We start from the raw sequence: 14602 nt of genomic DNA, 5'->3' as shown, positions 1-14602 counted from the left end.
TTTTTATTTCATAAAAGAGTTGAAATAAGCTACTTTGCATTGACAAAAATCAATTCCTACGGCATAATCCAATAGTGATAATGATAATTGTTATCATATAAATACATATAAACAGGGGAGAAAAGAGATATGAAAAAAGGGTTGAATGGACTGTTGATTATGCTGGCCTTTGTGCTGGTTTTGGCGGGTTGTGGTAAAACTACGACTACAACAGATACAAGTCAAGGTAGTGACTCGGGCAGTGCTCCGGCTGAAGAGACCGCAGGTCCTGTTACCGTGAAGCATAAACGTGGAGAGCTTAAGCTGGACAAGCCTGCCGAGCGTGTCGTTACACTTGAATGGACATATACGGAAGATGTGGTTGCCCTGGGTGTTCAACCAGTAGGTAACGCAGATAACGCTAACTATAAAGTGTGGGTAACATCCGAAGCAGCACTGGATGACAGTGTAACGGATATCGGAACACGTGGTGAGCCGAATCTGGAAGCTATTGCTGCATTGAAGCCGGATCTGATCATCGCTAACGCTGATAATAATAATGCGGTCTACGATCAGCTTAATGCTATTGCACCAACCATTGAATTCGATCCGTATGATGGCGATGGCTATAATTATGACAAAATGACAGAGATCTTTAATACCATTGCAACTGCTCTCGGTAAAGAAGACAAAGCGAAGCAAGTTCTTAGTGATCTCGATCAGCATTATGTAGAAGCCAAAGAAAAACTGGCTGCTGCGGGTAAAGAAAACTTCAACTTTGCACTGACACAAGCGTTCACATATCAAAATGCAGTTAGTCTGCGTATGTTTACCGATAACTCGGTTGTGATTGGTACATTAGATAAAATCGGACTGGTTAACGACTGGCAGCCGGACAAAGTTGAGAACTATGGCTTCTCTACAGTAGGTATTGAATCCTTAACCGATGTGCAGGACAGTAACTTCATTTATATCACACAACCAGACGATGACGTCTTTGGTACAGCAATGAAAGATAACTCGGTTTGGAACGGACTGAACTTTGTGAAGGAAAAACGCACATATCAACTCGATAGCACAACATGGACATTTGGTGGACCGATCTCCTCTAAAGTATTGGTTGATGGGGTAGTCGAGGCGATTACCAAATGAGTTCGGTTCAAGGTTCTAAGCCAAAGATGAATTGGCGCACAATAAGCATATATGGGGGCGGTTTAACCGCTCTCATCGTGCTTTTTTTTGTAAGTCTATGTTATGGAGAAGCATCCATTCCTTTGCATGTCGTTTGGGAAGCTCTTACAGGCAGCCAGGATTCATTAGAGCACAATATGGTCTGGGACTTGCGTATGCCGCGTACAGTGATCGGTATTCTGGCAGGCGGCGCACTGGCTGTTGCGGGCGCTTTGCTGCAAACGATTACTCGTAATCCATTGGCTGCTTCAGATACGCTGGGCATTAATGCAGGCGCGTACTTTGTGGTGGTGCTGGGAGCAATCGCTTTTCCAGGTCTGTTAAGCCAGTCGCCTTTTGTCTTCGCAGCTCTTGGTGGTTTGCTGGCAGCATTTGCGGCTTATTTCATGGGTGGCGGACGAACATCAAGCCCGGTTCGACTTGCGTTGTCCGGTATGATTGTATCGATGGTGCTTGGTTCATTTACAAGCGCATTACATATTTTTTTCTCCATGGAGACGCAAGGGTTATTCCTTTGGGGCTCCGGAACTCTTGTCCAGAATGACTGGAGTGGTGTGTTTTATGCTTTGCCTTGGGTGGTTGGTATTACCCTTCTCGCGTTAATCCTGTCCAGACAGTGGGATATGTTGGAGTTGGATGAATCAACGGCTTCTTCCCTGGGACAAAAGGTTGCATTGGCTCGTGCAGGAGGGTTAATTCTTGCTGTATTGCTGGCCGCCGTAATTGTCAGTGTAATCGGACCGATCGGCTTCGTGGGACTGGTTGCACCACATCTGGTTCGATTGAGTGGTATACGTTCTAATCGATTACTTTTACCCGGTGTGTTCATATGGGGCGCAGCGCTCCTGGTTGGAGCAGATGTCCTCGCCAAGATGGTACATAACTCCAGTATGGAGCTGCCCACGGGTGCCGTTATGGCGATCATTGGTGCACCGTGGCTCATCTGGCTTGTTCTTACACGCATGAAGGCTGCGAACGGATCAGGCATGTCTACTTCAATGAGCACAGGAGGAGCTGCGCGGCGCTTTGCATTTGGCCCGATGGCTGTATTATTCTCAGCCATAACGGTCGTGCTTATCTTGCTCAGTACGATGTTTGGCGGTATGCGAATTCCCCTGGCCGATTGGTTACCAAGTCTGTTCCAATCGGATGGGCTGTTCTCCGCGCTGATTCAGCTTCGGATTCCGCGTACACTTGTTGCCGCAGGTGCAGGGGCTGCACTGGCAATCAGTGGTGTGCTCATTCAGATGGCCGTACGTAACCCGCTGGCAGATGCTTCAATTGTCGGTGTGTCCTCAGGTGCAGGGCTTGGAGCGATGATGGTCATCATCTTATGGCCGGGTCTTCCGATATACTTGCTGCCAATTGCGGCAATTATCGGTGCAGCCATTGCCGCAGTGGTTGTGTTCTCCCTCGCCTGGAAGAAAGGACTGAACCCATCGGCGGTTGTATTGCTGGGGATCGCGATGTCTGCCATTGCTGGAGCAGGTATTCAGATTCTGATTGTCCGTGGTGCGGTATACGGTAGTAGCGGATATATCTGGCTGACAGGAAGCACCTATGCTCGTACCTGGGAACAGGTGAAGGTTATTGGATTATTTTTAGTTATTCTGGTACCTGTGGCCTGGTGGCTGGCGCGTAGATTCGAACTGTTGGTATTCGACGACAATAGTGCCTCAGGACTTGGACTGGGGGTACGCCGTACACGATTACTGGCCATGACAGTTGGTGTATTACTTGCAGCAGGTGCTGTTGCTTGTGTAGGAACTGTCGGTTTTATCGGTCTGATCGCACCACATATGGTTCGGTTACTGACAGGGAATAAGTTAAGACGTTCGATGTTTTTATCTGCATTAGCTGGTGCAGTCATGCTGGTGCTGGCCGATACGATCGGCAGAACCGTCATGGCACCAACAGAGATTCCATCAGGGATACTCATAGCAATGATTGGAACGCCGTATTTCTTGTATCTGATGTATCGTTCCAACTGGCGCAAGTCGATGAAGTAAATGGTTGGTATCTAAAGACACAGTGCAGGATTTGGAGTGAAAAAAGCCCGCTTATGCATCTTCATGCAGCGGGCTTTTCGGCTTTTATTTTACTGTAGTAACGGTGCCATGTCACTTTCTTCCCCCGTATCTGTATTGACGAACCGCTCTTAGATAATATATATAAACTTCGACTACTGTGGGCTGTCGATAAACTTCATATATTGCAGCAGTCGGTTCAATACTGCCGCACTCTGAGCTCGGGTTGCCATTTCTTTAGGAGAAAATTTGTTGGTTGGTGTACCTTGCATCAAGCCTGCTTCCAGTAAAATGGATACCGGTTCGGAAGCCCAGGCTGAAAGAGTGGTATGATCGGCCAACATATCCAGTACATCCTTGTTCGGCTGAGGCTTCAATCTTGCAAAATCCAATGCACGGACGAGGATTACGGCCATTTGTTCACGGGTAATGGATGCCTCTGGTCTAAACAAGCCATCATCGTAACCGTTGATTAAGCCTGCAGCCTGTGCAGTGCCTACGTCTCCAGCATACCATTGCGCTGATGGGATATCAGCAAATACTGATGTTGGAAGATGCTCAGGCAATCCAAGGGAACGGACAAGCAATGCCGCGAATTCGGCACGTGTAACCGGGTTCTCTGGCGAAAAGGTATCATTGTTTACACCCTCGACAATGAATTTGTTCGCAAGCATTTCGACGTCGGATCGTCCCCAGTGATCCTTCATGTCCGCAAACGTATGATTTGCCGATACGACTGCAAACATGCTGTTATGGGGGGTGGAGATGATGGCTTGCGCCTGCTTGTCATCCTTTGTGAACAGGGAAGGAACAAAATGCATCTGATCCTCTGCATCGATCCACACGGCTGTTGATTTTTCGGAATCAGCCTGCGAAGGGAGTGGAAGGATTCGTTTGCTATATCCCTGATTTAAAGGCTCTGTCTGTTTTCCATCGATATAAAGGGTGAAATCCATGGGTATGCCGATAAGTTCAAAGCCCCGCTTCGTTACTCCAGCAATCAGGGTGCTGACGATGTTGGGAGAGGCTTTACCGATGCCAAGGGTAACAACCATGTTGTCAGCCAATGGGGGTAACATGGTTAGCGGCAACTCATAGCTCGCGCCATTGACCTCGAAGGTTACACTCATTTCCGGCTGCTTTTGCATCAAACTCCGCAGTAACTCACCCCGCAGATCCAGGAAAACGACAGGGGATTCCGTACTGAAGCGGATCAGTATTCCCGCTTCTGCACCACTGAAGGCTTGCATGAGAGAAGCTGTATCAGGTTTGAGTCGGATTGCAGTCTGACCGTCAGGAGCTATCTCTGTTGAGGCTGTTGATTTGATGTTCAGACCGTTAATTTCAAGCTTGACTGTAGCTGGATCTTCGGCCGGCGGCCAAACATTTGGGAACCCTGAGAACGATTCCGATCCTGAAGCTGGTGAAGGTGCTGGAGTTGTACCCGGTGATGGTTGCGGCTCTGGCTGCGGGGTAGCAAAGGGCTTTAATGTAATCATGCCCATATCCACGGCCTGCTCTGCCAGTACTTCGACGCTTCGTTCAGTTGTATTATAGCCTTCGGCGCTTACAACAAGTGTTCGGGCTCCTACAGGGATCTGTTTCAGTGTAAAATGCCCCTGGCTGTCTGTAAATACGCCGATGCTCCCCACAGAAACGGAGACTCCCTCCAATGGAGTCATTTCTGTGTCATATACAGACCCGGTAACTGTTCCAGCTTGGGGAAATACAGTGATGGTTGCCGTTGCTGTATGGGAGCCATCTTCAGATGTAACCGTAATAATGGCTGTACCTGCAGTCACAGGCTGGACTTCCCCATGCATATTCACGGTGGCGACAGCCTCATTACTGGAGCTCCAGTGAATGGTCTTGTTTGTAGTGTCTTCTGGATCAATGATTGCTGTCAGTTTAGCCGAGGGCCCACCAGAGGTCAGGTCCAGTTGAGATGGCTCCAGATGAAGACCGTTAACCGGAACGAACTGACGAATGTGCTTTTGTTCCAGCGTGAAGTGCTGCCACGCCTGAATGAGATATTTCCCCGTATTTTCATCTTCTGCCACTTCAAAGAGGTCCACAGCCTGCCCTGGACTTGTACCAGGAATATCGGCACCTGAAATATAGGTTACCGCACCCTCAGGCAGTGCATCCCCAACCGATGGAGGAGTGCTGTCCGTGCGATCCAACATATAGGCAAAGGAATGACCCGTTTGCGTCGGCGCTGCTGTAATGCTTGTTGCTCCCACCTCTAGTCCGGGCTGTACCGATGCATCCGCAATGCCCGGAGCCTTCATAACAACGACAAGTTGCAGAACACGTTCAGTTGTGGCGGAGCCCCCATCCAGTAGCGTGAGGTTTACGGTGTACGTGCCGGATTGTGTAGGTGTACCGCCCAGCTCACCAGAAGGGCTCAAGCTTAATCCTTGAGGAAGTCCGGGGGCGGTCCAGGTGAGTCCTGCGCGCGCTCCATCATAACCTGCCAGGTCCATGGAATAGGACTCATTCTGAACCGCCTGAGGCAGCTCGGTTGTTAATATGGCAGGGCGCAGATAAGGATAGCCATTGTTGATCGCAGGATGAATGTTCCAGGTATCTGCAAAATCCCATCCAGTATAGGTAGCCTGCTGCTTCATTTCTGTTGTTGTTTTCCCATAGATCTCAATTGTGCTTTGATAAGGATCACTTGCTCCGACAGTCATACCCGATGTCATCGTATCGTAGTATGTATCCGTTATATTTGTTTTGTAGACATATCCACCGATCGCCCCCCAACTGGAGTAGCTTCTCGGATTCAGTGTGGAGATCGCGCCAGTTGAATATGTATTTTTGAGGATATTGTATTCATCTGAGCTGAACTGATAACCTACAATTCCTCCAGCATATATATGGGAGGTAGGATGATCCTTGACAGGCTCGTTAGCTAGATTACCGGTAAAGTAAGAATCGCTTATGCTACCCAATGCCTGGGAACCTATAAGTCCACCACCATGCAAATTGTCAGATTCGCCTACTGTAACGAAAGCAGCGGAGGAAGAGTGAGACAGACGTGCATTGTTCAGTAATCCTACGATGCCCCCTGTAGGAGTGACACTTTTGTAGATGTGCCCGCTTCGTACAGTTCCTTCCGTATAGACATGATCAATGCTTCCCCCGGAATGAAAGCCGACAAGTGCACCTGTATTGGAGCCACCTTTAATATCTGCCCTCAGGTTAATATACTGAATGCGGCCGTTGGCTTGACCAAAAAATCCATTGGACAATCGTGTGTCGTTGTTTATCTCCAATCCAGTGATCCAATGCCCCTGTCCATCAAACGTTCCACTGAACGGAACGTAGTCATTGCCTCCAAACGGAATCCAGTCTATTCCTGTCAAGTCGATATCCGCAGTCAGGCGGATGTTCTCTGTCAGATACAGCTCCTGATTTTGGTTAATATACACAAGCTGTTCTTTGGTAGACACCTGGACCCAGCCGTTCTCAACCGGAGGAATGGCATATGGCACGTCAGGTTCTCCTTCTGCATTTACAGAGCTGTAGACTCCCATTTGTCCCGCGATCATGATGAGTACAAGCAGGACTTTCATCATGGATAAACGTTTCTTCATTTACACTTCACTTCCCCTTTGGTTTGCAGTAATGAAATTATTGTTGAATGGATAAGCATGTGAGGAACCGAAACAGTCTATGCCTGTCAAGAAATAGTATAGTATATTATAAGAAATGCGGTGTCTCGTTTTTGTTTCAAATTTGAATGGAAAGTAGTGTGCAGCATGAATCTTAGATCAGTGGACCGAAATCCCCACAAGCCGTGTATTGTCGGTTTGACTCAGCAATTGGAGGTGTTATCCAATTGGCTCGCTTCGCCTGATGTCTCTTCACAAATCTTTTCCATTTCGGGAATTGGAGGCATTGGCAAGACGACACTGCTCACGGAGATGGCAGCAGAGTCCAGGCGATGTTCAACGGTTACCTTGTGGATGGATGGACAGTTCTGCCTGCAGACGCCGCGCGCTTTTCTGTCTCATCTGGAGATGAGTTTGGAAACGGAGTATGGTCGAACACGTGCCGCAGATACACCACTTCTTGCACATGTTGTTGAAGAGCTGACTCGTCAACGGACTGTCGTGATTATTGATAACTGTGAAACAATAGATCGGATCGATAGCTGGCTGTTATCGAGCTTTCTTCCGCTGCTTGCAGCAAGTGAATTCTTATTTATTGTGGCTTCCCGGACAGGTCTGCCCATTCAGTGGCATACGAATCTTTTATGGGGCAATCAGATTCACTCTTTTGCTCTGGAGCTTTTCACTCGCAAAGAGGTTCACGAATATGTGCAGTCAAGTGGTTTGCCACACCTCGTACAGCAGGATATCGTACACAAAACAGATGGTCACCCGCTGTTGCTGGCGCTGACGGTGGATATGCTGCGACGTCAGGGAAGAGAGCGAGAGGACTACGTACAACAGATACCCGGCATATTGAGTGCAGAGTTACTCAAGGAAGCAACCTCTCCCTATATGTATGAGGCTTTGCAGATACTGTCGCTGTTCCCGGCAGCGGATCAGACCATGCTGAACCAGTTGTTGACTCATCCCCTAAGTGCATTGGATTATACGGGACTGAGTACTTTATCCTGTGTGCACGCTGGAGCCGGAGGCCTTTCTCTGCATCAGTTGGTATCCCGGATGTTAAGGGAGGATTATGAGAGGCGCGACCCCGGCCATTATCAGATGATGCGTTCCCGGGTACTGGAGCTGCTTACGGAGCGGTATCCTTCAGTGAACAAACTGTTGCAAATGCAGATTGCGGCCCACATATTGGAGCTGTACCGTGAACAATTGCCCTCGACCCATGCATATACGGATTTCACAGGGATACGTCAACGGGAAGTGGAACAGCAGATGTCTTTTGAACCTGAAGATTTTCCTTACTTACAGCGTTTTCTTGCGGAATCGCTGGCACGTTCGGATTGGCAATCGGAGCTTATCGAGAACGGACAGTATTCTTCATTATTAGATGATATCGCTAATTATGCGCCGGAGGGGATACGCGTCATACGGAATGCGGACAGGGTACCTTTGGCGTTCTGTGCTGGACTTTGGTTACATGACCAAACGTTGTCCATATTGGAACGATATTCTCCTAATGATATGAACATGCTGGGCGATACGGTCAATTCGGCACGCAGGCTCCCCCCTGAAGCGGCTGATACCATATGTGTCCTGTTAGCTGCGGTAGACGTGGAACAGTCTTCTTATCGCCCTGAGGAACTGGGTGGCATGCTGTTTCAATCCTGGCTAATTGATGCAATGAGCGGTCTGCGTGCAATCATTCCCACTGCGGACAGACAACTAAACATGTTACTCCCTCATTTGGGATTTGAGGAGCGGACGATGCCATCTCAGCCATATGCCAGGGAGAATATGCATGTATGGGAACTGGATTTCAGGCAGGTGACCTTTGAGGTCTGGGTTCAGCGTATTCTAAGGCAGAACATTCAGACTGCAGGCTTCATCCCGCAGGAAGCACCCTATATCTTGTCCCGGGATGAGGTCAGACTAATGCTTCAACATTTATATGATGATACGGTACTTGAGGAGATGGTTCCTTTACAGGCAATGGGATGCGAAGGAGTGAGGGCACGGGAGTTGGTCGTGAGCATCCTTCATGCTGATTCACCGACCTATCCGCTTACTGATCTGGAGCAGCGTATACTTAGGGAAAGCTATCTGCATAGAAATTATCGCAAGTCCGAGTTGGCCGAAGCTTTACATATGAGCCGCGCCACGTTTTACCGCCATTCGCGGCAGGCCTTCATACATTTGGGTCATGCGTTCACAGCAGCGATGGATGGCTTTGAAATGAAAGACCGGTAGTTGAATGATAACGATCATAACAAACCCAAAATACGCGAGCCTGCTGCGGATTGAATCCGTCGCAGCTCGCGTTATTGGCTATTCCTACATGTTTCTGAGAATACCGCTGTCCTCAACAGAAGCCAATGCTCGGAGAAGGTTCTCATTATCCTGCACCAGTGCCAGTCTGATATACCCTTCCCCCGAAGGGCCAAAGGCACTTCCGGGTGTCACGATGACGCCTGCCCGGCTGACCAAGTCCATGGCGAAGTGTTCAGAACTCTCATAATGAGCGGGGATCCTCGTCCAGATAAACATGGTCGCTTGGGGCTTCGTTATTTCCCATCCGATTCTGCTGAAGCCTTCGCAAAGAATGTCCCGTCTTTCCTCATAGGTTGCCCGTACCTGTTCCACTTCGGCTTGATCACCTGTGATAGCGGCAATTGCTGCTTTTTGGATCGGAAGAAACATGCCGTAATCCATATTGGATTTTAGCTTTTTCAGCATGGAGACCATGGTTGTATTGCCCACACAGAAGCCGATTCGAGCTCCGGCCAGTCCGTACGTTTTCGACAGGGAATTGAATTCCACACCGACGTCCATGGCGCCAGGGAATGCGAGGAAGCTTCCGCAAGTTTTTTCGTCAAATACGAGTTCACTGTAAGCATTATCGTGGAGCACGATAATATCATACTTCTTGGCAAAGGCAATCAGGTCAAGATAGAACTGATCCGGTGCCATCGCGGTTGTCGGATTGTTGGGATAGGAGACCAGCATGAATTTTGCTCGCTGAGCGATATCTTCTGGTATATCCTGAAGCTGAATAACATACCCGTTTTCTTCTTTTTGCGGCATATAATACAGTTCTGCACCTGCCAGTAACGGTCCATCCGCGAAGACGGGATAGCAGGGGTCAGGGACCAGCACCAGTTCACCTTCATCAACAATGGAGAGGGATATATGTGCCAGCCCTTCCTGTGAACCAAGCAAGGAACAGATTTGTGTTGCCGGGTCTAACTCTACCTGGTAGCGCTGCTTGTACCAATCGCTTGTAGCTTGCAGCAACTCACTCTGATCATTCACAGCATATATATAATTAGCCGGATCAGCTGCGGCCTGGCATAGTGCAGTTATAATATGCTGCGCAGGTGGGATATTCGGCGTACCCACACTGAGATCAATAACAGGCTGCCCGTTCTCCAGTCTGCGGCGCTTGATCTCCAGCAACCGGGTGAAAATTCCTTCATTGAAATGATCCATTCGTTTTGCAAAGTTCATGATGATGATTCAGCCTCCAATCCTCTTCGTACGCATATTCATTAATAATAAATGGATAGCGACTAAAAGAGAAGAGCAGGTGAAAGCTTGCGGATCATGACTTTACTTTAAACTGGCTTAGTTCGTCTTGCAGTTTGCCAGATAGCTGGTTCAACTGTTTCGACAGATCCGCTACCTGTTCGATACTATCCAACTGCTCCTGCGTGCTGGCGCTTACTTCTTCCGTCGATGCCGAGTTCTCTTCTGTGGTGGAAGAGATAATCTCCAGTGCTTGGAATATTTCATCTTTGTGCTTGTGTATATTGGAGGTATTGCTGGTAATCTGCATCATACGTTGCTGAAGATCTTTCAGGTCTTTGTTAATATTGAAGAATACATGTTTGGTATCTTCTACGGATTTGGCATTCTCCTCCGCAATCTTCATACCGCGCATGGTATGTTCTACCGACAGGGTTGTTTTCTCTTCAATCACATTCACTTTTTTGTTGATTTCCTCTGTTGCCTGAGCCGTCTGTTCTGCAAGTTTGCGGACTTCTTCGGCAACGACGGCAAATCCTCTTCCATGTTCACCAGCACGTGCAGCCTCAATGGAGGCATTCAGGGCGAGCAGGTTCGTCTGAGAGGCAATCTGTTTGACCGTATCCACAAAACTGGATATTTCATTCCGACTCAGGTCAATCTCCTGGATAATAGAGGACACTGCTTGGCTGGATTGATGGTTTTCCTCAGACCATTTCGATAATTGTTCCACGACTGCAAGTCCTTGGCTGCTCTGATCGGCAGATGTCTGCACGACCGTTCCCATAGCCTGCGCATCGGTAGCAATTTCATCGATCTGGTTGGATAACGAGCCTGTTTTGCGTAAAATATTTTCCGTTTCGATGGACTGATAATTCGTTGCATTGGCAATCTCGTTGATGGCTGTCGATGTGTCATTCATGGTTACGGCCGTTCGTGAGGAGATGGCTTGCAGATCATTCGACGACTGGTTCAGGATTTGCGCTGAGCTGCCGACCATTTGCAGCATGCCCTGAATTTTCTGCACCATGGAATTCAAGCCTGTGGCGATCTGTCCAATTTCATTATTAGATTTGATATCCAGTTGGACCGTCAGGTCACCTTGTTCAATCTGTTTAATCTTGGCCAGCAGCTGTGGGATGGAGCGTAACAGACGGCGAAGGGTAATGTAACAGATAATCACAAGCAGAAGGGTGGCTGCAGCAAAACCGCCAAGCGTAATCCACGTGAATGTTTTTAATTCCGCGAGAACTTCTTCTTCGGATATGGTCAGACCAACGGACCATCCCGTATCCTTGCTGGTAGCGTAGCCGATATAACGACGTTCCCCATTGTCGTTCATTAGCTGTACGCCGTTTTCACCGGCAAGCATTTTCTTGCCGATTTCACCTATGTCCCCCGTACTGTCGAGGATGTTCTCCTTCAGCACCTTCTCTTGATCGGGATGGTATAGAATTTCTCCGCTCTTGGACAGCAGCATCGAATAGCCCGTGCTACCAAGGGAATAGCTCTCCATGATGGCCGGAATATCTTTGAACGCAATATCCGCTGCGGCGAAGCCGATCATGTTGTTGTTGTTGTTGTAGTCGTCTTTAATGGGATAAAAGATACCCATAAGTACATCGCCTGCTGCAATATCAATGTACGGATCGGAGAAATACAGCCCGTCTGCGGCCGAAACCGGCTTGTAGTATGGACGCGACTGGATATCAAAGTCCGGTGCAGACACGACACCATCATTTTGAATCCAAAAGCCTTTTCCATCCAGACCCGCCACCCAGGCATCGGCAAACGAAGGCTCTGCTTTAACGATAGCGGCCAGTGTCGCCTGTGTTTCCGCAGCGTAGGTTGAACTTGCCGCATCCGCAGCAGATGCTGTTGTTTCTATATATTGCTTAAATAACGTGTTGGTGGACATTTGCTTGACCAGCGCACCTTTTTCCTTGAATAGTGCATCAAATTCACTAACAATGGCTTGTGTCTTGGTCTGGAGCATGGATTCCTGCTGTTTCACCAGAATGTTTCGTGTGCTTGCAAACATAAATGTTCCCAGCACAGCAAAGACAACTACGATAATGACCAGCAGCACAATGGACAACGTATTTGCCATACTGGATGTCCGTGCTCCCGCTTTCCCCCACTTGTTCAACATGTTCGACATATTCCATCTCCCCAGATGAGTAATAAAAAGCTCAAAACGCCTAAGTTATATGTCGGCATATTCTATAGTTTTATGTAGATTTCTGTCGAATAATCCTGAAAGCAACAGGAAGGAAAGGGACTAGAAGATGAGGAAAATGAAAGGAAGGGTTGAAAAGAGATTAGGAATGAAAAACGGAGTTCAGTAGTGGTTCATCCAGGTAATGTTGTTTATAATGGAATGAATTGGAACTATAGGGGTGTAAAAAGGGGGATTATCTGTGAGTGAAGTATGGCACGCTTCGATACAAGGGGCTCCATGGAATGCCGAAAAGATGCACGAGGCGGTGCATCTGTTGCGCCGCAGAGCAACGGTTCATTTTCGCGTCGGCGCGGATACATACGAGGACCTTGCCGAGTTAGATGCCAAAGTGTTCTTTGCCCGCCCGGATCTAATTCTACACATATCGCATGTGGACCCTAAAGGGGGATATTCATCAGGATTTTTGGGGCGACTTGCCCAATTGAAGCATGTGTCTGCCTTGCAGCTTGATCTTTCGCAGGTACAGGATTTGACGATTCTGGGTGCGATGGAGCAACTGCGGTTTCTAAGATTGAATTCACCTGCAAAGGCAACCCGGCTTAATTTTATTGAACACTACAGCCAATTAAACTTTCTTGAACTGCGTGGCAAATTCAACGCATTGACTTCCATTGCAGCATGCCTCCAATTGCATACGCTCATTCTGAACTGCACGGTCGAAAGTCTAGATGTGCTGGCAGAACTGCCCATGCTTCAATATCTGTCCCTAGATCAGGGTGAGTTAAAAGGGGAATTGAATGCTTTGACAGAGTCAACCATCTCGATGTTGAAGCTAAGCTCTGTTCGCAAGCTGACAAGTATTCAGGGACTCGAACAGATGCGCGGGTTGGAGTATCTGCATCTGTCCTTGCCCAAGCTGGAGCAGTTATGCGACTTTTCCCAGATGACCTGCCTCAGACAGCTCGAACTGGACTATATGAAATCGTTGCGGGATATCGAACATCTATGGACAGCCAGCGTTTTGGAGTCTATTGAACTAAAAGAGATGAATACGGCGCTCAAGGCGGATTCTTTTGCTGGACTGACCGGGCTGGAGCACTTGCGCCAAATCGATTTTCGTTTTATTGATGTGAACAAAGGACGGATTGCAGCTATGCGTGATCACCTGGCCAAGGCAGGAAAGTCGAATTTGTTATATGAAAATATTCCTGAGCATGAACGCATGAATTCCATAGGTATCGCGCACTTGTCGCATGTATTAATGTAGATGGTCTTCAGTCCAGCGTATGTATACATAGCGACCCGCACTGAAGGAACCGGTTGTGCGGGCAGATGTCATCGCTATCTAAGTGTTCATATCCGTTAATGCGGGTATGTTGATCTCTTTCACACAGGCAGCTTTGGACAAGCTGATAAGACATCGAACGATGGCGACCATGTCCTGTAGGGGAATACGGGTCCCGTCATACTCGGCGAGTGCACGTTCCATTCCGTCTTCATACGGGATTTCTGCCGCCAGTTCTCCCGGGTTGATACATGTCACCGCGATGCGGTCCTCTCTCGTATGCTCTCTTAAAGCTTCTGTAATACCCCGTATGGCAAATTTGGAGGCGACAAATGAAACCTGGCTGCTGCCTGCATTGCTCAAGCCGGCTGTTGAACCGATCAGGATGATCTTGCCTGCTTCAGACTGGCGGAGCTGAGGCAGTAAAGCTTGTATACATACAATCGTTGAAGTCACATTCACATGGATCAGCTGACTGATATCCGCAGGTTCATCCCGATCAAACGTATAGTGCGCTTCAAATCCTTCCTTTTCCCAGATCCCCACGTTATAAATAAGTACATCTAACGTCTCGCCTCGAAGCTGGCTGGCAATATGCTCGGCGGCTTGAAGCTCGGAAAGATCGGCCTGAATCCATATTCGCTGGACGCCATCCTCCGTGGTCAGACTTTCCGGCTTGCTACGGGAGACCACCCAGACTTTATCACCAGACTGTGGTACACCTCGGACGAAGGCATCGCCCAATCCTTTGCTTGCACCGAAAACAATTATATTTTTCAAATAAAACCCT

General features: G+C 48.3%; 8 protein-coding genes. 4 read left to right on the top strand and 4 right to left on the bottom strand.

Annotated elements, in window-relative coordinates; translation table 11 throughout:
- The first annotated feature begins 129 nt into the window (after positions 1 to 129).
- Positions 130 to 1131, top strand: a complete 1002-nt coding sequence (locus tag ABTV53_RS20500) for an ABC transporter substrate-binding protein (RefSeq protein ID WP_433745842.1) — start codon at positions 130 to 132, stop codon at positions 1129 to 1131.
- Positions 1128 to 3179 carry an iron ABC transporter permease gene (locus tag ABTV53_RS20495; protein ID WP_433745839.1) on the top strand — a complete coding sequence of 684 codons (2052 nt, stop codon included), beginning with the start codon at positions 1128 to 1130 and terminating at the stop codon, positions 3177 to 3179. The genes ABTV53_RS20500 and ABTV53_RS20495 overlap by 4 nt, the downstream gene beginning before the upstream one ends.
- Positions 3180 to 3352: 173 nt before the next feature.
- Here ABTV53_RS20495 and ABTV53_RS20490 read toward each other — a convergent pair whose 3' ends face one another.
- Positions 3353 to 6799, bottom strand: coding sequence for an S-layer homology domain-containing protein (locus ABTV53_RS20490; protein WP_433745836.1), 3447 nt, complete (start codon positions 6797 to 6799; stop codon positions 3353 to 3355).
- A gap of 165 nt (positions 6800 to 6964) precedes the next feature.
- Between ABTV53_RS20490 and ABTV53_RS20485 the strand changes: the two genes are divergently transcribed.
- Positions 6965 to 9070 (top strand): bacterio-opsin activator, encoded by a 2106-nt coding sequence (locus ABTV53_RS20485; RefSeq protein WP_433745833.1) that lies wholly within the window; start codon positions 6965 to 6967, stop codon positions 9068 to 9070.
- 84 nt (positions 9071 to 9154) lie between these two features.
- On the opposite strand, the gene ABTV53_RS20480 is transcribed toward ABTV53_RS20485, so the two are convergent.
- Together ABTV53_RS20480 and ABTV53_RS20475 are read right to left on the bottom strand one after the other, a co-directional pair.
- Positions 9155 to 10327, bottom strand: coding sequence for an aminotransferase class I/II-fold pyridoxal phosphate-dependent enzyme (locus ABTV53_RS20480; RefSeq protein ID WP_433745831.1), 1173 nt, complete (start codon positions 10325 to 10327; stop codon positions 9155 to 9157).
- Between the two features lie 94 nt (positions 10328 to 10421).
- On the bottom strand, positions 10422 to 12506 hold the full coding sequence (locus ABTV53_RS20475; RefSeq protein WP_433745828.1) for a methyl-accepting chemotaxis protein: 2085 nt from the start codon (positions 12504 to 12506) through the stop codon (positions 10422 to 10424).
- A 259-nt stretch (positions 12507 to 12765) separates the two neighbouring features.
- Here ABTV53_RS20475 and ABTV53_RS20470 point away from each other — a divergent pair, with 259 nt between their 5' ends.
- Positions 12766 to 13794: a hypothetical protein gene (locus ABTV53_RS20470; RefSeq protein ID WP_433745826.1), complete on the top strand. Its 1029-nt coding sequence runs from the start codon at positions 12766 to 12768 to the stop codon at positions 13792 to 13794.
- Positions 13795 to 13872: 78 nt separating this feature from the next.
- Here ABTV53_RS20470 and ABTV53_RS20465 read toward each other — a convergent pair whose 3' ends face one another.
- Entirely contained in the window at positions 13873 to 14592 is a 720-nt protein-coding gene (locus tag ABTV53_RS20465) for an SDR family oxidoreductase (RefSeq protein ID WP_433745824.1), read from the bottom strand.
- Positions 14593 to 14602: the final 10 nt, after the last annotated feature.

The sequence above is a fragment of the Paenibacillus amylolyticus genome (assembly GCF_050990605.1).
Classification (GTDB): Bacteria; Bacillota; Bacilli; order Paenibacillales; family Paenibacillaceae; genus Paenibacillus; species Paenibacillus amylolyticus_H.
The sequence above is the reverse complement of the archived record's forward strand: the minus strand, read 5'-3'. Positions and strand labels throughout refer to the sequence as shown.

What these genes read in the sequence shown, in the direction of transcription:
- ABTV53_RS20495 (WP_433745839.1), top strand. Translation starts at nt 1,128, where the DNA reads ATGAGTTCGGTTCAAGGTTCTAAGCCAAAGATGAATTGGCGCACAATA.
- ABTV53_RS20490 (WP_433745836.1), bottom strand. Translation starts at nt 6,799, where the DNA reads ATGAAGAAACGTTTATCCATGATGAAAGTCCTGCTTGTACTCATCATG.
- ABTV53_RS20485 (WP_433745833.1), top strand. Translation starts at nt 6,965, where the DNA reads ATGAATCTTAGATCAGTGGACCGAAATCCCCACAAGCCGTGTATTGTC.
- ABTV53_RS20480 (WP_433745831.1), bottom strand. Translation starts at nt 10,327, where the DNA reads ATGAACTTTGCAAAACGAATGGATCATTTCAATGAAGGAATTTTCACC.
- ABTV53_RS20500 (WP_433745842.1), top strand. Translation starts at nt 130, where the DNA reads ATGAAAAAAGGGTTGAATGGACTGTTGATTATGCTGGCCTTTGTGCTG.
- ABTV53_RS20475 (WP_433745828.1), bottom strand. Translation starts at nt 12,506, where the DNA reads ATGTCGAACATGTTGAACAAGTGGGGGAAAGCGGGAGCACGGACATCC.